Here is a 25,085-nt window from a genome sequence, read left to right as displayed (position 1 = left end):
CTGGACAGTCATACCCAGCAGGCCTAAAAAGGAATAACAAGCGAGTAGTTATGGCTATCACACGAGAACAATATAAAGTAATTGCTGATCGCATTTTCAAGTCCCAAAACCAACGCACTGCTGTTGAAGCTGTCGTCTTCGAAGGCTTATCAAGTTACGAAGCAGAGAAGCGTTTTGGTGTGCCCAAGGGAACCCTATCACGCAATGTTCGTAAATATAAAAACGAAGTCGACTACATCATCACAGTCAACCAAGCATAATAAAAAAAGGAGAGTTTTCACTCTCCTTTTTTTTATTTCAATTTTCTGTGCAACCTGTCTGAAAGTTCAGTCAGATTATTCCTCAACAACAGAAGAATCCATCAATTCTTCCGGATGAACACCATCTTTTTCCATCATTGCCAGAATCTCAGTCATTCTTACCTGACGAGCTTCTTCCTTAAATTCATTCAGAACAGCAATTAAATCATTTATTTTTTGTAACGGAATGCGCTTAATGACAGCACGCTGTCTGCCCGGGACTTCATCCGCAAAATCAATCAGAGCCTGGCGATAGTCAGCTCTCGACTCTTGCAGCTTTTTACCGCTCTCTACATTCTTTAGCATCGCACTCAGTGCTTTTTCTGCATCCGAAAAGTTTGTCATGAATTACCTCTAAACACGATTTTCTGCAAACAGCACTTTCTTGTCATTGCTTCACACCTTCATGACAACCTTTGTGCTATTTGAAATAGAATAAACATTAATAAAGATTTAACCACGATCCCATGAGGGATCATGAGAACAGTATTCAGCCACTTAACTAACGTTCTGACTCCGCTGACGCCAGTGTGATAAGTTTGGTCTACACACCTAATAATTATAGAAAACTCTGTCGAGGATGAAAGAGTAGCCAGCGAGTTAATAAATAATAACCCCAGACTTTGTTCTTGTGAACATAATTTTTGTCAGCTTGACATTTCTATGACCAAACCATGTGAGCGACCATCATATTTTTCGGTCATAATGCATCTTTACCCGGATTCCTTCATTTCTGAAAAAATGACGAAAATGTTCTCATCAAACATGCGAGCAAGAGCTTAGCCCGTACCGTTTGATGAAAATATCACCTATTTCTCAGCAATTTAGCTTTACTCTTCCCTTTAAGGGTTGCTAATATAGCCCCCGTTGAGTTAACTTAACAACAAAGCCTTTTGGCGGACATTAGCGCAGTTTGGTAGCGCACTACTCTGGGGGAGTAGGGGTCGCTGGTTCGAATCCAGTATGTCCGACCAAAGGGCTTTTTTTATTTTCAGATATTCTCTTACTAAATTTGCAATCCCTCGTATTTTTTCCAGAACGTATTTTAGCAAATGCTACTAAAGACTATGATATGCCTTTAACGAAGGAGCATAATATGGAATCAGTACCATATTGCACAGCATGCGGACAGGATGAAGAGTTCATCATTATTGATGAACACAGATATATCTGTATTTGCGGATACCAGTTCAGTTGCTTCTATCTCTTACCTTCAAAAACAATTGCATGTGATGCCCCCTCCCCGCTGCCATCTTTTGAATTCCATATTCACTAAAACACATAATAAAAAGACCGCTTTTCACCTGGCATACTTTACAGCCATCAAATGAACTTTGACGCATTCGAATCCTTTTCCCATCTCAAAAACCGATTAAAAAACCACCAAAGCAGGTTAATGTCAGTTTGAAATTCTGTTAACAAGAAATGAATTACAAGTTTTCAAAGTGTACCGTCAACTCATGACAGTTAAATGTTAAGGCATTGAAATAAATTGAATTTAGTACGTTTTCGTTGTAAATATTATGATATTAACAAACGACAACTCAGTGAAAACGTGATCCAGATCCCGAGCCATTTTCAGAATTTTATGCTAACTTCTGCGGCGCAAACTAAGTCACTAAATCAATATATGGGGATTCCTTTCGCCATGTTGCTTACTGCAACCAGGCAATGGATTGCGCCCATCACTTGGGACACAACTTGTTGTCCTGCATCTTAGTCAGTACGACATCACAGGATCATTCTATGAATGCAACGATTAACAATTGGATCGCCTCTCTCAATGAGACATTAATGTCCATTATTGGCGACATCAATGGACTGCTTTGGGGCCACCTTCTTGTATACCTCCTAGTTGCAGTAGGTATCTACTTTACTTTTCGCCTCGGCTTTATCCAAATCCGCCAGTTCCGTCATGCCATTGGCGTATTGAAAAAAGGCAAAGACTCAGACGCTGGCATCAGCTCTTATCAGGTGTTCTGCACTTCAATGGCAGCACGTGTTGGTACAGGTAACATGGCTGGTGTGGCTGTCGCACTGACCATTGGTGGCCCTGGTGCTATTTTCTGGATGTGGGCAATGGCACTGTTTGGTATGGCAACAGCCTTTGTTGAATCCACACTTGCTCAGGTTTATAAAGTCAAAGACGTTGACGGCCAGTATCGTGGCGGTCCGGCATATTACATGGAACAAGGCCTTGGCCAGCGCTGGATGGGCAGCCTGTTCTCCGTCTGTCTGATTATCGCTTTTGGTCTGGTCTTTAACGCTGTACAGGCCAACACCATTACCGATGCGCTGTATCATTCGTTCGAAATTGATCGCAGCTGGATGGGTATCGCGATTGTGCTTTGCTCTGCCCTGTTCATTATGGGTGGTTTAAAATCAGTGGCGCAGGCTTCATCACGCATTGTACCTGTCATGGCTGTCGGTTATCTGGCTATCGCATTGCTGATTGTTGCGATGAATATTTCTGAACTACCAGCAGTCGTCATGCTGATTGTGAAAAGCGCATTTGGATGGCAGGAAGCGGCGGCAGGTGGTGTGGCTTACACCATTGCACAGGCAATGCAAAGTGGTATTGCCCGTGGTCTGTTCTCCAATGAAGCCGGTATGGGTTCTGCTGCGAACGTAGCGGCAAGCGCAACACCAAATCCAAACCACCCTGCGTCACAAGGCTTTGTTCAGATGCTGGGAGTGTTTGCAGATACCATTATTATCTGTACCGCATCTGCAGCAATGATCATGCTTTCCGGTGTGATGGATCAACCCGATGCAGCGACCGGTATCGGCCTGCTGCAACAGGCTCTGACCAACGAGCTGGGCGGCTGGACCACTTACTTCATGGCTGCTGCAATTGTACTGTTCTGCTTCAGTTCAATTATTGCAAACTACAGCTATGCTGAAACCAACATCATGTTCCTGAATGGAAACAGCAAGAAAGGCCTGCTGGTTTTCCGCCTGATTGTTCTGGCGATGGTGATGTTTGGTTCTGTTGCCTCTCTGCCGGTCGTCTGGAATATGGCAGATGCCTCAATGGGGATGATGGCACTGATCAACATCATTGCACTGGTTCTGTTGTCGAATCTGGCCATTAAGGTGATTAAAGACTACGAAGCTCAGGTGAAAAAAGGTCAGGTACCAACATTTGACCGCACGAAGTTCCCGGAGCTGAACAAGCTGGACGGTGCATGGCATCCACAGCCAGAGACAGCTGAAGAGTCTAAATAAAGCATCAAGCTTCTGAAGCGATTCAAATCTCAAGCCAGCATTCATTCAATGCTGGCTTTTTTGTTTAATCTCTCTCGGACAGACTTTGCCTTATGAAAAATAAAACAAACGGTATCACTGACACACGGAGAACAGATTGAATCAGAAATTTCCGATCTAATCTCAGCTAAGTTTCATTTTGCAGCGCACTATTTTCCCGAAACAAAAGCGATATTAAACATTGAATTCACCCACACCTCACCTTCGGTACATCCATCCAACGCGTGGTGTACTGAGGAGACAACAGTGCCCGCCGCATCGCCCACTTTTGTTCGATACCCTGTGCAGCCAGAAACATAGAATGGCTCCCGTACTTCTGGTTGATACAGTCAAACACCTTCATCAATGCAGAATTTGGCGGTGATTCATAAAACAAGTCGCCTTGGGCATACTTTGCGCTGGTCATCGCAATAAATCCGACTCCCAGCTTGTAATAACGGACACCTTCGACAAATAACGCATCAACCAGACCAGAGACCGCTTTGGTTATCACCGTTGTATCGTCAGTCGGATAAGCAAAACGGTGAACCTGCTTAAACCCCACAGGCCTCTCGTCATAAGGAGAATTGCTCCATGTTCTTTTCTGGCATAATTGAAAGCTCCCACCTGATTGCTGGCTTTACAGTTTTTTCTATGATGTCTTTCAGAATATGATGTTCAAGGCTGAGATCAGCAAACATAGACTTCAGTCGTCGGTTCTCGTCTTCTAGCTCTTTTAAGAGCTTGATATCTGAAGACTTCATGCCACCGATTTTTGTTTTCCCGTTATAGTATGTGGCATCCAAGATGCCACACTCTCGACAGACCTCCTTAACGACTTCTACTTCTTTCAAAATCTTAACGATTTGAGTTTCCGTGTAGAGAGATTTCTTCAATATTAGTTCTCCGTAATGTCCTAGTATATTCGGAAGAACTCTTATTACATATGTACCTGATTTAGGGGGGAGGTTTACAATGCTGGTTTGTAGCATGGGGCCAGCCACTGAATATCACCGCGACAAACCGCAGCTCGATTAATGAAAGAGAAAGAGCCTCAGCTTTACTGCTTTTTTGAAAATAGAAATACAAAAAAACCGCCCGGCATAACCGGGCGGTTCATTATTAAGACCTTCAAGTCGAACTGGCCTTAGAACTTCACCTGATAGTTCACAGTGTAAGTACGGCCACGGCCTTTGTAATCAAAGATTTCAGCTGGGCCATAGCTGGCATACAAACCTGATGCACGCTGTCCCCAAATCGTACTGTATTCACGATCCAACAGATTCTGAATACCAAAACCCAGGCTACCGACAGGCAACTGATAACTACCAACCAGATCCAGGGTGGTGTAACCGTAAATTTCTTTGCCTGCGTCATCCTTCAAATTAAATGTTGTCTGGCTTTGCAGTTTCAGTGCATAGCTATCTTCGAACCAAGCCAGCCATGCACCTGCTTTCGAAGAGCTCGCATAGTTAATGGATTGTTTTACCCAATCGTCATTCGCATTCTGCACTTCAGATTTAACCAGGTGTCCATTCACACCCGCTTGCCAAGCATCACTCAACCAGTAAGAAGCCTGACCTTCCCAACCATAGACACGCGTCTTATCATCAGAAATTTCAATATTCAGCGTCTTCTTATTGGCGCTGACTTTCTTATCAGATTGTGAGTAATAAACGGCTGTCTGGATATTCAGGTCGCCGCTGTCATGACGATAACCGACTTCATAACTGTTGGTTTTAATCCCAGACAACCTGGAATCATCCACATTGATGCTGCCAGTCAGATTGTAATGACCATTGGCATCAGGGCCAGAATACGTGCCGACACCGTAATATTTTGCTGGATCAGACAGATCAAAGCCCTGTGCGAAGTTAGCCCAAACCTGATCCGTATCAGTCAGGTGATAGATAGTGCCTAAGTTCAACAAGCCAATATCGTAATCTGTTTCACCGCCGGGAACCGGATCAGCAGAAGTACCCGTGCCATGCGCAATAGCAACCTGCGTACCGGTAGCAACAAAGTCATCTACTTTATTCTTCATATACTGGAAGCGATAACCACCTTCCACACTCCAGTTTTCGGTGATTGCATAATCCGCCTGAACGAAACCAGCAATAGAAGACACTTCGGTGCCCGGATAACGGCCAATCATAGACGCTTTCTTGTTCACCAGACCGCCAGAGTTATAGCTCGTCTGACGATCGAACAGCATCTGATTACTATCTAGCTTGTCGATGTAACCGTCGACACCATAAGTTAGCGTCAGGTTTTCCAGCGACTTGATCATCGCCGCACGCAGACTGATCACGTCCGTTTCCTGCTCAGATGCCGCTAAATAGGTACTATAGATGAAAGGAATAAAGCTCAAAGTTTCATGACGGTATGATGCCTGAACCAGTAACTCGTGGCCCAGGAAATCCGAATGAATGTAGTCTGCATTGAGCATCCAGCGTTCTGTTGAACCTTGGCGATCCGACTCAAACCCGTCCCGGACTTCAATCAGGCTCTTATCACCAGGATTCCCGGTAATATTTTTATTTACACCAGCCAGATCCTGACCAAAGTAAATACCATACGGGCTGTCTTGCTCGCTGCTGTAGTATTGCGCCAGCAGATTGATGGTCTGAGTGTCTGTCGGCGTGATAGACAATGTACCCAATACATCAATGACTTCATTAAACTGAACAGAACCCTGAGTAATGTCCGGCACAACGATATCGCCATTCGCGTCGTAATAACCTTGGGTTTCGCCATAAACCACAGAGGCACGACCTTTCACCAGATCATTGCCACCGCTAACTGACTGAGCCAGCTTGTAATCGAAATCATCACTGCTGTTAAAGCCAGATGTGGTGTTGACATAACTTTCAAATTGCAATTCAGTGCTGTCTGCTTTCTTCGTGACGATGTTAATCACACCGCCCGTCGCGCCTGCACCATAGATTGACGTTGCACCTGAAAGAATTTCGATGCGATCAATATTGAACGGATCGATAGAATCTAACTGACGGCTGATCAGACGAGAAGAGTTCAGAGAAACACCGTCAATCATGACCAGCATCGGACGACCACGCAGGTTTTGTCCGTAGTTAGTCCGGCCCTGGCTGCTGACATCCATTGACGGCACGGCTGCGGCAAGAATCTCACCCAGGTTTTTACCGCCCCGATATTCCTGTTCGATTTGCGCGCTGTCGACATACCAGACAGTGCCCGGAATATCGCTGATCGCTTTTGGTGCGCGGCTGGATACCACGACCATTTTCTCTTCGGTTGTCTTGTAGTCTTGAGCAAATACTGAACTGGAAACAAACGCTGAAGCAGCCACCGCAGCGGCCACTGTCGTCAATTGAAACATCCCTTTTTTCACTGCCATTGTAATCACTTTATATTTTTAGATAAGGTTTAAACAAATAAGTTTGATAATAATACTCATTTGCCACTTTATTTCCATATCTGACGTTAAAAAAGTTCAATTTATTTGTATGTTTTTAAGGCCTTATCTTTTATATGGTTATCAATAAGGCCTAAGCGTTTCTTAAGACGCTTTGGCATACTCAGTCACCAGGCTTTCTGTCACCCACTCAATCATGCCCTTGTCGCTGCCGATATCGAATACCGGTTTCTGGCAAAGCTGGTTGATGATTCGTGCGCTTCGCCACGCCATCAAACTCAGTTGAGGTTCTGCAATACCGTGGCTGTGCATACCGGCATTCACAGCAAAAATCTTGTTTTTCGCGCTGCCTTCCCACTTCAGTTCAAAGTTTTCCGTCATGCCATAGCGGCCATTTTCATCCAGTTCCAGCAGCGGCATGATGGATTTCAGGCACTGCGGGTATGGCGCACTAAAACCGGTAGCCAGAATGATAATGTCGGCTTCGTGCATTTCTGCCTGCTGACTCAGGGCATTCAATGCCTGAACAGAGAAACCACCCGCATGACTCTCCAGTGCACTCATGGAACGATGCGGCAGCAGACGCACCCACTTATCTTCTTTCAGAACATCAAATCTGTGGTAAAGCTCGCGGTAAATCGACAGTAACGCAGCTTGCGTAATGCCATCTGACGTCAGTTTTTGTGCGTCAATTTCTGACCGCTTCACAGAAGTATCTAATCCCACGAAAGTCTCGACGTACTCCGGCGTGAAAAACTCATTGGTGAAAGCAGCTTCATCCAGCGGCTGGAAGTTTGAGCGGCGAGACAGCCAATCCAGGCTTTTCACTTTGCCCCACTTACCGTTCAGGACATTCAGGAAGATATCAGCGCCACTCTGGCCACCGCCGACAATCATCACGCGTTTTCCGGTAAAGTCGCGATCGCGCAAACCCATTTCCGCAGCATGGAACACTTTGTCACTGATGTGTGGCTTCGCGCATTCAGGAATCGATGGCACTTTCCCGGTACCAATACACAGGTTTTTTGCCAGATACGAGCCCTGACTGGTCTGAATTTCGAACGCTTCTCCGGTGTACTCAATGTGCTCTACGCGAGAATCGAACTGAACATTCGACAATTGATGGGCCGCCCAGGCCAGGTAATCAGAGAACTCATGACGGCTGATACAATTCAGTTCGGCAGACAGGAAACGGTAAAACTTCTTCTGACTCACAAGATATGACAGGAAAGAATACGGACTTTGCGGATTCACCGCAGTCACCAGATCTTTCAGGAACATGGTCTGCATATTGGTGTTATCCAGCAGCAGTCCCGGATGCCATGAGAATGATTCACGACCTTCGAAAAAGCAGGTATTCAGATGCGTATTTGTCTCCAGCAGTGCCGCGACACTCAGGTTAAACGGCCCGACACCCACACCCGCCAGATCCAGACATTCTTTGTGATTATTCAGTTCCATGGTTCATTCCTTATTGTTCTTGGGCCAAAAATAGAGGGTTATCCAGCATGTCATCCATGTCCGGCAACATACGGGAAGCACTGCTGTCGGTGCTGTGTCTGAACTTCGCCAGATTCAGACCGATACGCAGGATACGCGGCTTAAACAGATCCAGTCGTTCAAACCGTTCTGCAAGTTCTGGGTGCTGGTTGATATGAGACTGAATCCGGTCACCCAGCAGGCGATAGAATTGCTGCTCGGTGAAACCAAGTTTTTCTACCAGTGGAGAGATAAAACGCAGCACAGTCACAAAGTGGCCTGTCTGAAGATCGTGAATAATCAGTTCTTCCGGCAGACGAACGGTGGCGGCTTTCACTTGCGGATGCAGTGATGCCTGCTCCGGCAATTCCCTTTCCACCAAGCGCATATCACCCTGAAAATCTTTCAGCAGAATGCGTTTCGGGGCATGATTTTCCATCACAATCGTAATGTTCTGACCATGCGCAATCAGCGAAACACCATACTTGGTCAGTAAGTGGTAGAACGGGATCACCACAGCATCAAACAAACGGGTCAGCCATGCTTCCGCAGAGAGTCCGGACGCCGCAATATATTCACCAATCAGCGGATTCCCCTGTGAATCCGACTCCATCAGGGCTGCCATCAGAATGGCTGACTCGTTTTCTTTGAGTTTGGAAGCCAGCGATTCACGCCAGATCACACCCAGCAGTTCATGGTAGCGATAAGGCGCTTTTTCCAGTTGCCGGTAATCCGCCTGAGCGGCATAAGCCGATGCCGGTTCCTGCAATACTTCAGCACCTTTGCTGACCAGTAGCGGATCCGTTTGGAAGACCTGATCAATCCAGTCAGACGCCAGCGGCCCTGCCAGAATATAACGACCCGGAATCCCGCGATAACAGGAGGTATTCATGATGGTCAGCGGCAATTTGATGTCATAGCCCTGAGGGCGGGACACATTGCTCAGCGTCCGAATCGAGAGCTGCGGCAGGAAATAATCCCCGAACTCCCCCAAATAAAGCAGCGCTTTCTCCGCGATTTCACGAATAAACAGCAGAGAGAGTTTCTGAGACCATTGCCACGGGTGAACCGGGATCAGGGTATAGTCCTGCGGATTCACTTCAAACACACTGAATGCCTGAGCCAGTTTTTCCTGCTCAACTTCAGTCATGGCTGAATCAATCAGCTGCTCCCAGCGCGTCGTTTCATTGGTCGACTGCTGTAAAACTGACTGATGAACAGCCACCCAGCCCAGTTGAAATGCGCGTTGTGATTCTGGCGCGTACAAATCCAGATCGTCGGTACCCCATCCTCTGCGGCCTTTATTGAAGGCGAATTTCGGATGACCGTTGAAATAAGTCTGCTGCAATTCACAACTCAGATTTGCCAGATCCTTGGCGGTCATGGCCTGCTTTTTCACGGCCAGTTTGCAATCACCCAGTAAAGTCGCATTCAGATCTTCAAAGTGTTCCGCCATGGCCTCATCCGGCATATTCAGCAAATGCTGAATATCCATCATGAACTGAGTTGCCAGTACCGGTTCAGTTGCAGGGAAACGGGTGACCGATTCAGGTTCAATAACAATCTGTCCCCAGATATTCGCTTTCCCCCGGAATTGATAGCTGACACCTTCATCCAGATTCAGCACAAAGCTCTGTGCCGTCTCTTCAAAGCGGAATGCCTGCTCGTATGCAAATTCACTGATCATTTTCGCCACAATCGCCCGGTTCGCCTGCGGCCAGTGTTGTTGTAATGCCTGCTGAATCATCACCACTGCTCCCCAAAGAATGCGCCACGCTCCAGCATCAGAAGTGCCGAACGTTTGTGCGGGAAGTTGAACTCAAACAGCTTCCGGTAGCCGACGGCCTCAATACGGTTAAACAAGCGCTGGTTATCCGCACGGGGCTCCAGAACAATTCGGGTTGTACGCACATCATCAATGAACAGGTAATGGCTGATCGCACGCATCCAGCAGTTGAAAAAGCGCGGACCACGGAACTGTTCCTCACCCACAAGCAGGTGAATGCCCCGGTCATACGGCTGCACATCATAGTAAGGTGCCAGCCGGTCTTCGCTCACCCAGTAAGCTTCGATATAACCAAAAGCCTCGCCATTGAACTCACCAATCAGCGGAATAATATGCGGATCGTTCAGGCGCGATTGTGCGAACTCAGCCAGTTTTTCTTTGCTCCATGCCTGCTCCCAGAAGTGTGCAACCCGCGGATCATTCATCCAGCGGACAAACACATCCAAATCTCTTTCCATATCAAAGACCCGGAAAGACACTTCTGCATCGGCCTGATGGTCAAACCGCTTATAGACCGTCCCGATCGGCATTTCGGGACGCATCGGATGGTGACGATGCTGATTGTTCGACTGCACTTCAACAAACGGGAACCGGCTCGAAGGTGTATGCAGATGCCATTGCTCCGGCATCTGATAAAACATCGATTTGTACAGTAGATTGCCTTCACACAACGGCAGGATCGCCGACAACTGAGCCTGCAAATCCTGCGGTGCTTCCAGCAGGAAACGATCACGTTCCGGCTGGTGACTGAACTCAGCGTCCAGATCGGTCATCAGTTGTGCTATTGCCTGAGGATTCTCCAGATCATGCGCCGACAATGTCAGCTGCAGGCTGTGCAATTTCTCCTGTCCTAGTTCTTCCATGACCTGAAATGTTTTTGCCTTAAACATGGATCGCTTCCTTTACGTTGATCAGTGGGTTTGGCAGGTCAAAATAAATCACCGCCGGGTCCGGAATAGAGTTTTCATTGAAATTCTGCAGATAGCAGAAGAAGTTCCCTTTACAGCACAAGCCTTCATCATTCAGGACATAATCAAGACAGGCAGAATCACGAACACCCCCTGCTTTCAGCGCTTCCAGTTGCTCGCGCAGAATGGCAACCAGTGCCATTTCGTCCACACCGGTACCGGCACAGATCGAACCAATCACGTTGAAGGTTGAATTGATGATCAGGTAGTAAGCGAAATAACGGCGGACTTTATCCTGGTTCCAGTAGTTTTCGATATCCTGTCTGGTTTTATTGATCGAAGCATCGTTCAGGGAATCAGCAAATCGCTCAAACGCCAGATCGGTATAGCCAGTTCCCTGACAATCGCGGTAATACATACCCACCGGGAAACCGTTTTTCAGTTGCATCACGATATTCTGCTGGTGCGCCAGAAACACCACACCGTAGTTTGCCTGAAGGTCAAACAGTGAAACGACACTGTGCTGACAGTAAGCGCTGAACCAGTCTTTGGCTGCCCGCTCTAAACTGATGCCCTGGCCTGCAGCATAATCAGACACACGTTTTGCCAGCAGACTTTGTCCGCCAAACGGGTTCTGCTGTGCCAGTGTTGCCAGCACCACAGCCTCTTCATCGGCCTTGGCAGCCAGCGGGTTATCGCGGAAAGCAACCAGAGATTCATCAATGGCCTTGCCATTTTTGTCCACCAGTCCCAGATAAGCCGGTTCCTGCATCAGCTGAAACCCCTGGCCGTTGCCCAGCACCTGCTGAATGTCTGTATCAGCAAACAGCTGATTCAGGCGGGTACCGCGAATCACTTCTTTCACCGACAGGTTGCGGATGGAGTTGGTCAGTTTGACGCTCAGGGAGAACTTCAGCATATAAGGCAATGCTGGCGCGTACAGAGATCGCGTAGAAGACGTCGGGTACCAGTCACTGCCAGCTTCACCCAGATCCTTGATCAAACCCTGTTCAAGATATTCGATCACATCCGGATACTGACTGAACACCTGCCACTGCCAAGGGTGAGCCGGTAAAAGCACCTGATTTTCAGTTAGCTGGGAGACCAGCGCATTATCGAAAGCCGAATCTGCCTGCAGCAACTCTGCCATACGTTCAATCACAGTTTTATCTGCAGAACTGCCGGACACCAGAATTGATTTATCAACGGCCAGCCACCGCAGCGGAAAATGACTGCCAAATTCAGGAGAAAACTTCTTCGCATCTTCAGCGCTGAACTGTTCACGGCTTTTCGGTGCTGGATGGAATGAATGACCGATCAGCAATCCCTGCTCAGCCTGCTGGAAATTCAGCGCCTGATTAAACAGCGTTTCACCATACGGGCTCTGACTGACTGCACTGTAGGTGTTGTAATGACTTTCAAGCACACGATTCGTGAAAATCTGTTTCTGCTCTTCCGTCACCAGGCCTGCCAGAGACGGCTCTTCAAGAATGCGGGCAACCAGCTCCGGGTAGCTGAATGTGACCGACGTATCGCCCTCCAGAAAGGCAGGGAACTGATACTCGTGAACACCCAGAGAAGAAAAGTAACGCAATGGAATACGAATCCGTTCCTGATTCGCAAACGGGATCAGATAGCTGGTCCCCTGCTCGTCTTTCTCAAACTGAATCGCCGGACATTCCCGGGCAAGGGCATTGAAAAAACACGCCGCTGCAACATCATGTTGACCCGCTGGCGTAACAAAAGCGTGGTTCTGCGTTTCCATAGTTAACTCATTGCATCTGATAATTGCGTCAAATGCTAATGATTCTCATAAACATAATCAATAGCCTTTTGTTAATTCTTCTTTAAATAGTGAATATTTGATGTAAGTCAGTGGTGTGATTACGTTACATTGCATAAAAAAAAGCCAGCGACAAAATCGCTGGCTGAAAAATTTATTCGCAGATATGGCCTGCCGGTTACTTTCTCATCAGATACAGGAAATAACCGCCGCCGATGACAGACGCTAACAATCCTGCGGGAAATTGCCACGGAAACCAGAGGTTTCGTCCAATCCAGTCCGCAATCACCATCAGGCACCCGCCAAGCAGTGATGCAACGATCAACTGCCTGCGTGCTGAGTACTGATTCAGCGTGCGCGCCATATGCGGCGCAAGTAAGCCAACGAAGCTCAACGGACCAATCACAATTGTGCAGAGGGTCGTCAGGGCTGCAACCAACAACAACAGGACTTGTCGAACCCGCCTGCAATCCAAACCGACACTGGTGGCACTGACTTCACCTAACCCAATCAGATCAATCCACCGACTAAGTGACAGGGTCATAAGTAACAAGATCCCGACACCGACGGCCAAGAGCCCCACATCCTGCACTGACACCAGATACGTGGAACCAGAAAGCCAGGTCAGCAGCGCCCGGACGTTGTCCTGTCCTGAAGACATCGCTATCCGCAAAAAGGCATCCAGACCCGCACTAAGTGCGATTCCCGTCAGCAAGGTCTGTGTCGGTGCAAACTGATGTTTCTTGCCCATCAGCCAGATCACCCCGGTCGCAAGCATGGCACCTGCCGTCCCCAGCAACACCTGCTCATGGCGCTCTACGGAAACACCCAGCAATGCGCCAATCACTAATGCCAGTGCCGCACCTGAGCTGATCCCCAAAACTTCCGGGCTGGCCATCGGATTGGTTGTAACACGCTGAATCATAGTTCCGGCCAGTGCCAGCCCAATCCCGGCAAGCAGAGCGACCAGCACCCGGGGAAAACGGTATTCCCAGATATGCTCAGACAGCGAAAAAGTCCAGCCCTGCTGACTTTGACCCACCGTCACCGCCAGGATGAAACAAACCAGCACGACCACAGTTAAAGGCCAAACCGTTTTTCTGAAGTCACGATGATGATAATGCGGTACGCCTTCTTCCCGGGCACGCAGCTCTGATTGCAGTGTCTTCCGCCTCAAGAGCCAGAGTAAAAAAGGCGCGCCAATCAGCGCCGTCATTGCCCCTGTCGGCAGCATTTCCCCGCCAACGCCGGAAAACGGCTGGATCAGTAAATCGGCAAACAACAGCATCAATGCACCAACCAGCCCGCTGTTCAGCAGATGCCGGTACAACTTGCGTGTCCCCATCATGCGGGCAATCGCTGGCGCAACAATCCCGACAAAACCAATCAATCCAACTTCACTCACCACACTGGCTGTCATGAAGATAGCCAGCCCGAGGCAAAGCACCTTGATTTGTTTCACATTCACGCCCAGCGATTTGGCAACGCCCTCACCAAGCTGCAAAGACGCCAGCGGCCGCTGCAACAACAGCAAAACGGCCAGCGGTATCAGCGTCATCGGCAGTAATGCCTGAACGGTTGCCCAGCCATTCTGATTCAGTGCTCCCGCCCCCCAGACAAAAACTGAAGACAGCTTCTGCTCATGCAACAGCAGCAACATGGTATTGATGGAACCGAAGAACAGGCTGATGACCATGCCCGCCAGCACCATATGTACCGGAGCAAACCCGCGTTTTGCCGAGAGCAGAAACACTAGTGCCGTTGCAAGAGCCCCCCCCAGAAATGCAGGAACGAAAGACGACACCGAGACAGACGCTGGTAACAGCAATATCCCCATCACCATCCCCAGTTCAGCACCGGAAGCTACCCCCAGTGTGGTGGGCGATGCGATTGGGTTGCGCAGAACGAACTGCATCACAGCCCCCGCAACCGCCAGAGAAAAACCGCAGAGAATCGCCACAGTCAGACGCGGCAGATAAGTCAGATGCACAATCAGATGCTGATAATTCGCCGGATCATAATGGAATAAGGTCTGCCAGAGCAGCGGCAGCCCCTGTGCATAGGGAACCGTCCAATTGATCAGAGAACCCATGACGGCAATCAGGATTGCAAAAATGAAAAACGACCGGGCTGTCTGGCCCGATCGTGCGAAAGGATTGATAGATGAAACTTGGGACTGCATTAGTTCTGTATCAGTTTCTGGGTAATATGATCGCTGAAACGCTGAGCGGAAATCAGGCCGCCAAAGGTCCAGATAGCCGGTAATTCATAAACTGAATCCGAACGGGTAAAAGCCATCGCCTGCCAGAGGGGTGAAGTCGTCAGTTTCTGGCGTTCTTCGGCCTTTAGCGGGCCAAAGATCATCACGTTACTGGACTGGTGTTCCGCCATTTTTTCAATGCCTGCCGTCGTGAAGCCCCATAAGTTGGTCGGTTCACGCCAGTCATTTTTCAGCCCCATGGCAGCGATCGTGTCCTGAGCCAGAGAGCCTTCACTATGAATGCGCAACGTTTTATCGTTAATAAAACGCACAAACATCAAGGGTTTCCGTCCCGCAGCAGATGCCAGCACTTTTTCACCATTTTGTTTCAGGCGCGCTGTCGTTGCTTCAATCACGGCTTTCGCTTGAGATTCCTGGTTCAGCACCTGACCTAACTGCTCGGTCACCGACACCGCATTTGCCATTGGTGTCTTACTCTCGCTGTAAATAGAATACACCAGGGTTGGCGCAATCGCGTTGAGTTGCTGATAAACCGGGCCCATGTGTTTACTGATCAGAATCAGATCCGGCTTCATTTCCGCCAGCAATTCAAGATTCGGCTCCCGGCGGGAGCCGACATTCACCGCAGATTCAGGAAGCTTGGGCTCGCCAACCCAGGTACGATATCCGTCCTCGTCCGCAACCCCTTCCGGCGTCACCCCCAGGCTCAACACGGTTTCTGTGAGTGCCCAGTCCAGCGCGACCACTTTCTTCGGGGTTTCTGTCAGTTCCGTTTCGCCCAGCTCATGCTTCACTATCATTGCCTGACCCGGCAAGGCCAGTGCGGCCAAAAGAAATGCGATCAGTTTCTTCACAATCTTTCCCTGTACATGTTCTTATGGAATGTAGCTGATTGGCTGACCCGTTTGCGGATGAGCGAACAGCGCCAGTTCCATACCATAAATATTTTTGAGGACCTCTGGAGTCATCATGGATTCTGGTGTGCCTTGTGCAATCACCTTACCTGAATGCAAGGCAATCAGATGATCACTGAATTTGGCCGCCATGTTGACGTCATGCAGCACCATAATGACCGTCAGCCCTAAACTTTCATTCAGTTCCCGGATCAAATGCAGCAGTTCATACTGATGCGCCACATCCAGTGCGGAAGTCGGTTCGTCCAGCAAAATACACTGGCTTTGCTGAGCAAGCAGCATCGCGACCCAGGCTCTTTGTCGCTCACCGCCAGAGAGTGTCGCCACAAAGCGATCGGCAAATGGAGTCAGACCAACCCGTTCAATGGCCTCATCCACCAGGTCATAATCTTCCCGGCTGTAGCGGCCAAAAGCGCCCTTCCAGGGATAACGACCGAAACAAACGAGCTCCCGGACAGTCACGCCATCGGTGATCGGCGGATGTTGTGGCAGATAAGCCACATTGAGCGCGAACGCTTTACTGTCGAGTTGATGAACCGGCTGATCATTCAGCAAGACCTGACCGGACGCAGGCACATTCTGTCGGCTGAGCAGCTTCATCAGGGTGGACTTGCCACAGCCGTTATGGCCAAGCAAGGTCGTGACTTTTCCGGTTTCAAACATCAGTGAAGTGGGATGGAGAATCCTTTTCCCTTCCACATCAAAGGCGACATCAATGAGTTGGTACATGAATGCGGTAATGTGTTGCACAACAAAGTGCACGAACTGTACCACAGCCTACTGTGAATGATAATAGTTTTCACAATCATTATTTCGATGTAGGATACCCGTCACTTCTTTTAGTGAGAACACGAATAGTTCTCTTTTGTTTCATAAATCTCTGATTTTCCAGCCAGGAAGGGACCATGACCCACGATGCCAGCCGTACGCCACATCGACTTCATCTGACACTGATCGGACTCATCGCAGCCTTGATGGGCATCGGGCAAAACGGCCTGCTTGTTTCACTCCCCTTTCTCGTTGAACACTCAGCGTTTGGCTTACCCACCTGGTCGATCGTGATTGCAATCGGCAGTTTCCTCTTTCTGCCCGCTGCGCCGTTCTGGGGCAGTTTCAGTGACCGGAACGGGCCAAAAACCGTTGTTCTTCAGGCACTGGCTGGGATGGCGGTCAGCTTCCTGTTGCTGCTGGTCTTCACTGCCCTCAGCAACGAATTCAGTGAACAGACTTATCTGTGGCTTGCCGGGCTTGTCGTTGCCCGTATCATTTATGGTTGTACCGTGGCTGGTATGGTGCCCGCCAGTCAGCACTGGGCAATTTTACTCTGCGGCAGCCAGAATCGCCTGCAGGCCATTACGTCAGTCAGTATCGGGTTGAGCACAGGCCGTTTGGTTGGCCCACTACTGGCAATGGGCGCTCTGAAACTTCATACCTACGCCCCGCTGATGCTGATGGTCGCATTTCCGGTCATTGCTTTACTTGGTGCCTGCTGGCTGCCGAAACCGGCTTTCACTCCGAAAACAGAGCAGACAACAACACAACAGAAAACCCGCAAATTACCTGACCTCACCCTAGTGCCGTTTCTCCTCACGGGATTGCTGCTCTGCGCCGTTGTGGCTTTACTGCAATACAGCCTGTCGCCCCTGATTGGTTCAATTACCGCATGGACCACAGATGAGATCAGTCAGGCCATTGGTTTATTACTGACGTTGAGCGCCGCATTTACCCTGCTGACACAGGTGCTGGTGATCAAAAAGAAAAAGCTGGACATCGAATCGATGTATCGTTTGGGCGGTATTGCCTTGCTGATCGGGTTTGTGCTTTTCCTCAACACCTCATTCTGGATCTTTACCATCGCTATGGTCGCCTCGGCTATTGGCGCAGCCTTGCTGGTGCCCGCCTACACCGCCATGGCAACACAAACCAACCCGGATCAATCGGGTAAAATCGCCGGTTTGATTTCGATGTCACATACCCTGGGCTATGGTCTGGCCTCTCTGCTGGCGAGTACTGTGGTGATTTCTCCACAACTCCCGGTTTGGGTCTGTCTCGGGTTTTCGGTTCTGGTGACCGGAATTGCGTTGACCCGGCGGAAGGATAAAGCCATCGTGGATGTGGTTGAGGAGCGGTGACATAAAATAATTGAATGAAGGTACTTTTTATTTTCAATGGTTAATAAGCCCGCACTTGCGGGCTTACTTATGAAAATCATGAATCACTATTAGTCAAAGCTGATTGTTACTCGCTCAATGTCAACGTAATTGATATCACCTGTATAATCATCTTTTGAATCGGAGAATGTATCAGATGACAATTGTACTAAAATATCTTCGCCATCACTCAGATAATCTTCCGACCTAACATTTTTATCTGTATATATAGAGCGAATATCAAATGTTGAAGCTGTTTTTGCTTTAGCCATCTTAGTCAAGTACTTAATAAGAATTGGATCATCTTTATCTGAACCGACCAAAATATCTGTTTCTTTATCAGAATGATTCGCCAAAATTGGTTTAGGTAAGATATTAAAATTAACAACAGTCTTTCCATTGATCGATTCCAATTTAGCAGTTCCTAATTCCTCAACAACATATATATAAGAAGAAGTCGAACTTTTTTCTTTGATTGCAGATTTATAAGCATCATAATTTATATTAGCTTTCCCATTAGTGAAAACAGCAGAAACAATAAAGTCATCAGTCTGTGTCAACTTCAAAGGATTTTCGATCTCAAATGCAACTTCAACTAAAAATACTTGCTGATCATTCAAAAACTCAGGAACTTCATTATAAAATTCAACCTGAACATTAATCCCTTCCGGCTTAACCACTTCCTCAGTCACACTTTCTTTCACGGATTCTTCAACCGCTTTTTTATCACTGTCATTCCAGTCACAACCAAATAAGCCCAGCGATGCCAACATGACGACGGATAATTTCTTTTTAAACATCTTTCTCTCTCGAAATGCAATTATTAAATGAAATCAGCAGGATCCACCTGTTGATGCACATAGGGTTTCACTGAGCAGATTGCATATCAATCTAGAGCTTTAACTCTATGCATAAGGATCACACCGCTTAGACAACAAGTGTGATACTGATGAGAGGTTTTGAAGATAAATTATTGATAATAAAGATAAAGTGATGAATATTCACACAACTCTGATGCCTTGCTATATGCAAGAAATCGATCACCGATAAAGTCCAGTTACGCGACCTCATGACTTCGATGACTTTTAAAACACCCTATGCATAATGAGTCTGTAAGTAAATAAGCCCACAAATGTGGGCTTACTTTCACTATCATAAATAACGATTAATTGAAGCTAAATGAAACTCGCTCTATGTCAGCGTAATTGGTCTCACCGTCATAATCATCTTTTGAATCTGAGAATATATTAGAAGTTAACTGCAATGGTACTTTACCGCCATCACTTAGAAAATCCCTACTTCTATCAGCAGGTGAATCACCTCGATAATCCACATAAGTATCAAAGTGAGTCGCACTTTTGGCCTTCTCAAACAATTCCAAATATTCATTTAAAACAGGATCTGGTCTACCATCACTATCTAGACCCAGACTGCCATTTACTGATTCATCCGCCAAAATAGGCTCAGGAAATATATTGATATTAATCGTTGATTTGCCATTAGAACTATCAACGTTTACCACTCCTAAACGTTCAACAATGAAGTCATGTTTTGAAGGTGCGTTATTTTCTCTAATAGGGTGTCTTATTTCAGCAGTGATGCTTGGATCCCTATCAGCAAAATATACTTGAATGTTAAAATCATTCTCATCAATGCTACCTGAGTTGTCGGTGTCAAAATAAAATGAAACGTAAGCATTATGAAAATCTTCTGGTAGCTTATTATACAAATCAACCTGAATATTCAACCCTTCTGGTTTAACAACTTCCTCAGTCACATTCTCTTCAACCGCTTTTTTATCGTTGTCCGAGCCACAACCAAACAGACCCAGTGATGCCAACATGACGACGGATAATTTCTTTTTAAACATCTTTCTCTCTCGAAATGCAATGATTGAATGAAATCAGCAAGATCCGCCTGCTGATGCACATAGGGTTTCACTGAGCAGATTGCATATCAATCTAGTGTTTTTACTCTATGCATGCGGATCACATTGCTTAATCAACAAGTGTGATATCGAGGGAAAGATTAAATGGTAAGTGATTGATAAGTAAAAGTAATATGATGAAAGATTGAACGCTCAGGATGCCTGTTATCACAAGCATCGAAACTATTCATATAGAACGATGTATATCGAAACAATGCACATAGAAACCATGCATTCAACGATGACTTGAGTGACAAAAAAGCCCGCGACTGGCGCGGGCTTTGATTCTTTATTTCAGCTTAGCTGACTTGTGCTTATTTCTTACCCAAGTGCAGCCAGGTTTCAACCACGGTATCCGGATTCAGGGAAACAGAGTCAATGCCCTGCTCCATCAGCCAGTCAGCCAGATCGTCATGGTCGGACGGGCCCTGACCACAGATGCCGACGTACTTCCCGGCTTTACGCGCTGCTTTAATGGCCATCGACAGCATGGCTTTCACCGCTTCGTTGCGCTCATCAAACATATGGGCGATTTCACCGGAGTCACGGTCCAGACCCAGCGTCAGCTGCGTCATATCGTTTGAACCAATGGAGAAACCATCGAAGTACTTCAGGAACTCTTCCGCCAGAATTGCGTTTGATGGCAGCTCGCACATCATGATGACTTTCAGGCCATTCTCGCCGCGACGCAGGTCGAATTTCGCCAGCAGGTCAATCACAGATGCCGCTTCGCTCACGGTGCGTACGAAGGGAATCATGATTTCGACGTTGCGCAGACCCATGGTGTTACGCACACGTTTAATGGCTTCACATTCCAGTGCAAAACAGTCCTGGAACTGAGGTGACACGTAACGAGAAGCGCCACGGAAACCAATCATCGGGTTTTCTTCAACCGGTTCAAAGTTCAGGCCGCCAACCAGATTGCGGTATTCATTCGATTTGAAGTCGGACATCCGAACGATCACGCGCTTCGGCCAGAATGCTGCAGCCAGCGTTGAGATCCCTTCGGTCAGTTTCTGAATGTAGAACTCTACCGGATCCGAGTAGCCCGCAATACGACGGTCAATTTCGGCTTTCAGCTCATCCGACTGCGCATCGTAATTCAGCAGTGCTTTCGGGTGAATACCGATCATCTTATTGATGATAAATTCGAGACGCGCCAGGCCAACACCTTCATTTGGAATACAGGCAAAGTCGAATGCACGATCCGGGTTACCCACGTTCATCATCACTTTCAGCGGCAGTTCCGGCAGGTTATCGACTTCTGAACGACGGATTTCAAAATCCAGTTCGCCTTCGTAGATATAACCGGTTTCACCCTGTGCACAAGAAACGGTGACGGTTTGGCCATCCTTCAACAGTGACGTTGCATTGCCACAACCCACCACCGCCGGAATACCCAGCTCACGCGCGATGATCGCAGCGTGGCAGGTACGGCCACCGCGGTTGGTCACAATCGCAGCGGCTTTCTTCATCACAGGTTCCCAATCCGGGTCGGTCATGTCTGCCACCAGCACATCGCCAGGCTGAACCTGATCCATCTCGTCCAGATCGTTCACCACGCGAACCACACCAGTGCCGATGCGCTGGCCGATTGCACGACCTTCAACCAGAGACTTGCCCTGACCGTTCAGATGGAAGCGCTCCATCACGTTGGCGTCATCACGGGAACGCACAGTTTCCGGACGCGCCTGAACGATCAGCAGCTCACCGGTGATCCCATCTTTCGCCCACTCGATGTCCATCGGACGACCGTAGTGTTTTTCGATGATCATGGCTTGTTTTGCCAGTGATTCAATTTCGTCATCAGTCAGCGAGAAGCTGTTTTGCTCAGCTGATGTGGTGTCCTGAATGACAACCTGAGTACCCAGCGCCTTGCCTTCGCCGTAAACCATTTTTTGCATTTTCGAGCCGAGTGTACGGCGAACAACAGCAGGGTTTCCGGCTACCAGCGTTGGTTTGTGCACATAAAATTCGTCCGGGTTGACTGCGCCCTGCACGACCATTTCACCCAGACCCACAGATGAGGTGATGAAGACAACCTGATCGAAACCAGATTCGGTATCCAGGGTGAACATGACGCCAGAAGACGCTTTGTCAGAACGCACCATGCGCTGAATACCGGCAGACAGTGCAACACCTTTATGGTCGAAGCCCTGATGCACGCGGTAAGAAATGGCACGGTCGTTGAAAAGAGAAGCAAAAACGTGTTTCACAGCTTCGATGACAGAGTCGATGCCGCGCACGTTGAGGAAAGTTTCCTGCTGACCGGCGAAAGAGGCATCCGGCAGATCTTCTGCAGTTGCGGAAGAACGAACTGCAACAGACAGCATGTCGTCGCCTTCACCCAACTCCACGTAGCATTTGCGAATTTCCTGCTCCAGTTCAGCTGGTAGCGGAGCTTCATAAACCCATTTACGAATCGTTTCACCCGCCTGTTTCAGCGCATTCACATCATCAACATCCAGCGTATCCAGTAGATCGTAAATGCGATCATTCAGGTGATTGGCTTCCAGGAACTGGTTGAATGCATAAGATGTTGTTGCATAACCATTCGGTACTTTCACGCCTGCATTCGCGAGGTTAGCGACCATTTCGCCCAGCGATGCGTTCTTACCACCAACTTTATCAACATCATTCATCGATAAAGCGTCATACCAAACAACATTCTGTTGCACGGGAAGTCTCCTTGTATTGGATCAGCTGTATTGTGTGGGCAAACTCTCAACGAAAACGATTGCTTTAGCATTCAAAAAAAACTTGCTTCAGAATAGATTCCGTTCGAGACAAACTACTGGCAAAAGCTTGCTCAGCAGAACACTTACCCTGTAGGGTTATAGTTATAAATTGTTTGTCAGCCCCAATCGTTACAGGATCATTTAAAGGACTCAACTTATTATGCGCCGCAAATCTGATTTTCGTGATGTATTTTACGTTTCTGACGGCACAGCGATTACTTCTGAAACACTTGGTCATGCTGTACTGGGTCAATTCGATCTGGAGATTCGTCAAACGACCCTCCCTTTTGTAGAAACGATTGAACGCGCCCTGCAAGTAAAAGACAAAATTGATGCCGCCTACCGGGAATCCGGCATTGAACCGCTGGTGTTTTTTTCCATTGTGCTGCCCGACGTCAAAGCGGTCATCAACCAAAGCCAGGCAAAACTTTACGATGTGCTGGACGCACTGGTACAGCCGCTCAGCCAGGATCTGAACATGATGCCGAATGCCATGCTGGGTCGTTCGCACAGTATCAGCCGCGATGCGGCAAGCTACCAGGATCGGATTGCTGCGATCGAGTATACACTCGCCCATGACGATGGAATCTCTCTGAATAACCTGGAAAAGGCAGATATTATTCTGCTGGGTGTTTCCCGTTGCGGTAAAACACCAACCAGCCTTTATCTCGCGATGCAGTTCGGGATCCGGGCAGTGAACTATCCCTTCATTGCAGATGACATGAACAGCCTGAAGCTGCCGAAAGAAATCGAACCTTACCGTTACAAAACCTACGGCCTGACCATTGATACCGAACGTCTGGTTACCATTCGTAATGAGCGGTATGCCAACAGTCAGTATGCCAGTGAAGTTCAATGTGAGAGCGAGCTTGCTAAAGTAGAAGCCATGTTCCGCCGGGAAGCCATCCCCTATCTCAATACCACTTCGCTGTCAGTTGAAGAAATTTCAACCCGCTTACTGGACATCAGCGGTCTCAAACGCCGCATGTGTTAACAAAGTTATATTGATAATGTTATAAAATTAACGAAGCCATAGACTGCAACTATGGTTTCGTGATTCTCTTTGTTCGTTCGCCATTCCCTATCCACCCACCAAACATCCGCTTTTTCTCTTGCCGCTTGGGCTTGTCTCAGCTTTGAGAGCCAAAAAACCTCAAGAATTGAACTAATTAATGAAAACTTTTCTGACACCTCTGAAATCCTCAAAAAAGCGCCATTCGTTGAAATATGCTTACTAATAAAAGAATAAATTAATCCCATTAGAGGTGGCAGACGATGAAGCCATTTTGGTGTTTCACTTTAAGTCTGGGGATTGCGCTCACAGTTTCAGCTTGTGGTGGTTCTGGCGGTTCGGGCAATGATGCAACCGGCAGCAGCAGCCAACTGGATAAGCAGGCAAGACTGACATTTGTGAATACTGCGCGCGATCAGATTGATGTTTTTGTGAAAAATGGTTCTGATTCCGCGATTGCGGAGCTGTTCACGCAAGCCAATCTGAAACTTGGCCCGGTCAGTAACGAGTCCCATCGCGAGTATACCCATCAATGGGGCGGCAGTTCTGCTCTGGATATCAGCATCGGAATCTGGGACAGCAAATACCGGCTTGATGAAGAACCGGCACAAACCAATACCCTGCTGAACAGCGGTGAAGACTGGTGGGCTGTGGTCTGGCTCAACGGAGAAACCACCAACAGTTTTCAGGTGACATCCGTCCGCCGGGACCATGATGACGTCCCTGCCGACCAATACCGGTTCAGGGTCTTTTCGAACACAGATATTAAAATTGACTATGAATCCGCGACGGCTTCTGGTGCAACGAATGTCACGGCAGGCAAGGTTTCATCACCCATTTTGATGGCGAGCTGTAATGATCAATTTGAAATTTCGGCGACCAAAGGAGAAGCCGGAACCGGTCTTGAGCCCGTGCAGCTGGATTTGTGCGGCATACCGGATTTACAACCCGGCGATGCCTACCTGCTGATTACCAGTGATGATGAAATTCTCTATGCAGTTCAAGAATAAAGCGCAAAGCAGTCATCGCAGGGGGTATCAAGAGTCGATACAACAACATCAATGCATCACCGATGACATTGAGTGAATAATAATAATTGGGAAACATTGCGCATTCGCCTGACCGGCGACGATTCATCGCACGGAGAGCCTACGCAAAATAACGCGGTTGGTGTGCAAAGCTGTTCTGGATTGCGTTTTATTTGGGGAAAACAGAATAGCAACGCAAG

The 25,085-nt window shown here is 47.9% G+C and carries 18 protein-coding genes, 1 tRNA gene and 1 pseudogene; 6 read left to right on the top strand and 14 right to left on the bottom strand.

What is annotated here, in order from left to right:
• The first annotated feature begins 50 nt into the window (after nt 1-50).
• Nucleotides 51-260 (top strand): helix-turn-helix domain-containing protein, encoded by a 210-nt coding sequence (locus L4174_RS07860; RefSeq protein ID WP_248140138.1) that lies wholly within the window; start codon nt 51-53, stop codon nt 258-260.
• 75 nt (nt 261-335) lie between these two features.
• On the opposite strand, the gene L4174_RS07855 is transcribed toward L4174_RS07860, so the two are convergent.
• The gene (locus tag L4174_RS07855) at nt 336-644 is read right to left on the bottom strand and encodes a hypothetical protein (RefSeq protein ID WP_036752808.1); all 309 of its coding nucleotides are present in this window, start codon (nt 642-644) and stop codon (nt 336-338) included.
• Nucleotides 645-1,196: 552 nt separating this feature from the next.
• Here L4174_RS07855 and L4174_RS07850 point away from each other — a divergent pair.
• Nucleotides 1,197-1,273, top strand: a tRNA-Pro gene (locus L4174_RS07850).
• Nucleotides 1,274-2,045: 772 nt separating this feature from the next.
• Entirely contained in the window at nt 2,046-3,527 is a 1,482-nt protein-coding gene (locus L4174_RS07845; protein WP_248140136.1) for a sodium:alanine symporter family protein, read from the top strand.
• A gap of 226 nt (nt 3,528-3,753) precedes the next feature.
• On the opposite strand, the gene L4174_RS07840 is transcribed toward L4174_RS07845, so the two are convergent.
• From L4174_RS07840 to L4174_RS07795, 10 genes and pseudogenes are all read right to left on the bottom strand, one after another.
• Nucleotides 3,754-4,110: a DUF4113 domain-containing protein gene (locus tag L4174_RS07840; protein WP_248140134.1), complete on the bottom strand. Its 357-nt coding sequence runs from the start codon at nt 4,108-4,110 to the stop codon at nt 3,754-3,756.
• Nucleotides 4,111-4,162: 52 nt separating this feature from the next.
• Nucleotides 4,163-4,441: pseudogene (locus L4174_RS07835) on the bottom strand (transposase); the annotation flags it as partial.
• 251 nt (nt 4,442-4,692) lie between these two features.
• Nucleotides 4,693-6,921, bottom strand: a complete 2,229-nt coding sequence (locus L4174_RS07830) for a TonB-dependent receptor (RefSeq protein ID WP_248140132.1) — start codon at nt 6,919-6,921, stop codon at nt 4,693-4,695.
• 162 nt (nt 6,922-7,083) lie between these two features.
• Nucleotides 7,084-8,400, bottom strand: a complete 1,317-nt coding sequence (locus L4174_RS07825; protein WP_248140130.1) for a lysine N(6)-hydroxylase/L-ornithine N(5)-oxygenase family protein — start codon at nt 8,398-8,400, stop codon at nt 7,084-7,086.
• A gap of 10 nt (nt 8,401-8,410) precedes the next feature.
• Nucleotides 8,411-10,165 (bottom strand): IucA/IucC family siderophore biosynthesis protein, encoded by a 1,755-nt coding sequence (locus tag L4174_RS07820; RefSeq protein ID WP_248141639.1) that lies wholly within the window; start codon nt 10,163-10,165, stop codon nt 8,411-8,413.
• Nucleotides 10,165-11,067, bottom strand: coding sequence for a GNAT family N-acetyltransferase (locus tag L4174_RS07815; protein ID WP_371929401.1), 903 nt, complete (start codon nt 11,065-11,067; stop codon nt 10,165-10,167). Before L4174_RS07815 ends, L4174_RS07820 begins: the two co-directional genes overlap by 1 nt.
• 19 nt (nt 11,068-11,086) lie before the next feature.
• On the bottom strand, nt 11,087-12,877 hold the full coding sequence (locus L4174_RS07810) for an IucA/IucC family siderophore biosynthesis protein (protein WP_248140126.1): 1,791 nt from the start codon (nt 12,875-12,877) through the stop codon (nt 11,087-11,089).
• Between the two features lie 196 nt (nt 12,878-13,073).
• A complete protein-coding gene (fhuB, locus tag L4174_RS07805; RefSeq protein WP_256549378.1) occupies nt 13,074-15,077 on the bottom strand; it encodes a Fe(3+)-hydroxamate ABC transporter permease FhuB in 2,004 nt (667 codons plus the stop codon).
• Nucleotides 15,077-15,970, bottom strand: a complete 894-nt coding sequence (locus L4174_RS07800) for an ABC transporter substrate-binding protein (protein WP_248140124.1) — start codon at nt 15,968-15,970, stop codon at nt 15,077-15,079. The genes fhuB and L4174_RS07800 overlap by 1 nt, the downstream gene beginning before the upstream one ends.
• A gap of 21 nt (nt 15,971-15,991) precedes the next feature.
• Entirely contained in the window at nt 15,992-16,759 is a 768-nt protein-coding gene (locus L4174_RS07795; RefSeq protein WP_248141636.1) for an ABC transporter ATP-binding protein, read from the bottom strand.
• Between the two features lie 176 nt (nt 16,760-16,935).
• Here L4174_RS07795 and L4174_RS07790 point away from each other — a divergent pair, with 176 nt between their 5' ends.
• Complete coding sequence (locus L4174_RS07790; RefSeq protein WP_248140122.1) at nt 16,936-18,162, top strand: MFS transporter; 1,227 nt, start codon at nt 16,936-16,938, stop codon at nt 18,160-18,162.
• Between the two features lie 89 nt (nt 18,163-18,251).
• Here L4174_RS07790 and L4174_RS07785 read toward each other — a convergent pair whose 3' ends face one another.
• From L4174_RS07785 to ppsA, 3 genes are all read right to left on the bottom strand, one after another.
• On the bottom strand, nt 18,252-18,980 hold the full coding sequence (locus L4174_RS07785) for a hypothetical protein (RefSeq protein ID WP_248140120.1): 729 nt from the start codon (nt 18,978-18,980) through the stop codon (nt 18,252-18,254).
• 365 nt (nt 18,981-19,345) lie between these two features.
• Nucleotides 19,346-20,050 (bottom strand): hypothetical protein, encoded by a 705-nt coding sequence (locus tag L4174_RS07780; RefSeq protein ID WP_248140118.1) that lies wholly within the window; start codon nt 20,048-20,050, stop codon nt 19,346-19,348.
• Nucleotides 20,051-20,421: 371 nt separating this feature from the next.
• On the bottom strand, nt 20,422-22,785 hold the full coding sequence (ppsA, locus tag L4174_RS07775) for a phosphoenolpyruvate synthase (RefSeq protein ID WP_248140116.1): 2,364 nt from the start codon (nt 22,783-22,785) through the stop codon (nt 20,422-20,424).
• 220 nt (nt 22,786-23,005) lie between these two features.
• Here ppsA and L4174_RS07770 point away from each other — a divergent pair, with 220 nt between their 5' ends.
• On the top strand, nt 23,006-23,839 hold the full coding sequence (locus L4174_RS07770) for a pyruvate, water dikinase regulatory protein (RefSeq protein WP_248140114.1): 834 nt from the start codon (nt 23,006-23,008) through the stop codon (nt 23,837-23,839).
• 281 nt (nt 23,840-24,120) lie between these two features.
• Nucleotides 24,121-24,867 (top strand): hypothetical protein, encoded by a 747-nt coding sequence (locus L4174_RS07765; protein ID WP_248140112.1) that lies wholly within the window; start codon nt 24,121-24,123, stop codon nt 24,865-24,867.
• Nucleotides 24,868-25,085 lie beyond the last annotated feature (218 nt).

It is taken from the genome of Photobacterium sp. CCB-ST2H9 (genome assembly GCF_023151555.2).
Classification (GTDB): domain Bacteria; phylum Pseudomonadota; class Gammaproteobacteria; order Enterobacterales; family Vibrionaceae; genus Photobacterium.
Note: the sequence above shows the minus strand (reverse complement) of the source record. Positions and strands in the feature narration are given on the sequence as shown.

Excerpts from the sequence above, each read along its gene's own strand:
- L4174_RS07860 (WP_248140138.1), top strand. The coding sequence starts at position 51 with ATGGCTATCACACGAGAACAATATAAAGTAATTGCTGATCGCATTTTC.
- L4174_RS07855 (WP_036752808.1), bottom strand. The coding sequence starts at position 644 with ATGACAAACTTTTCGGATGCAGAAAAAGCACTGAGTGCGATGCTAAAG.
- L4174_RS07845 (WP_248140136.1), top strand. The coding sequence starts at position 2,046 with ATGAATGCAACGATTAACAATTGGATCGCCTCTCTCAATGAGACATTA.
- L4174_RS07830 (WP_248140132.1), bottom strand. The coding sequence starts at position 6,921 with ATGGCAGTGAAAAAAGGGATGTTTCAATTGACGACAGTGGCCGCTGCG.
- L4174_RS07825 (WP_248140130.1), bottom strand. The coding sequence starts at position 8,400 with ATGGAACTGAATAATCACAAAGAATGTCTGGATCTGGCGGGTGTGGGT.
- L4174_RS07820 (WP_248141639.1), bottom strand. The coding sequence starts at position 10,165 with ATGATTCAGCAGGCATTACAACAACACTGGCCGCAGGCGAACCGGGCG.
- L4174_RS07815 (WP_371929401.1), bottom strand. The coding sequence starts at position 11,067 with ATGGAAGAACTAGGACAGGAGAAATTGCACAGCCTGCAGCTGACATTG.
- L4174_RS07810 (WP_248140126.1), bottom strand. The coding sequence starts at position 12,877 with ATGGAAACGCAGAACCACGCTTTTGTTACGCCAGCGGGTCAACATGAT.
- fhuB (WP_256549378.1), bottom strand. The coding sequence starts at position 15,077 with ATGCAGTCCCAAGTTTCATCTATCAATCCTTTCGCACGATCGGGCCAG.
- L4174_RS07795 (WP_248141636.1), bottom strand. The coding sequence starts at position 16,759 with ATGTACCAACTCATTGATGTCGCCTTTGATGTGGAAGGGAAAAGGATT.
- L4174_RS07790 (WP_248140122.1), top strand. The coding sequence starts at position 16,936 with ATGACCCACGATGCCAGCCGTACGCCACATCGACTTCATCTGACACTG.
- L4174_RS07785 (WP_248140120.1), bottom strand. The coding sequence starts at position 18,980 with ATGTTTAAAAAGAAATTATCCGTCGTCATGTTGGCATCGCTGGGCTTA.
- L4174_RS07780 (WP_248140118.1), bottom strand. The coding sequence starts at position 20,050 with ATGTTTAAAAAGAAATTATCCGTCGTCATGTTGGCATCACTGGGTCTG.
- L4174_RS07770 (WP_248140114.1), top strand. The coding sequence starts at position 23,006 with ATGCGCCGCAAATCTGATTTTCGTGATGTATTTTACGTTTCTGACGGC.
- L4174_RS07765 (WP_248140112.1), top strand. The coding sequence starts at position 24,121 with ATGAAGCCATTTTGGTGTTTCACTTTAAGTCTGGGGATTGCGCTCACA.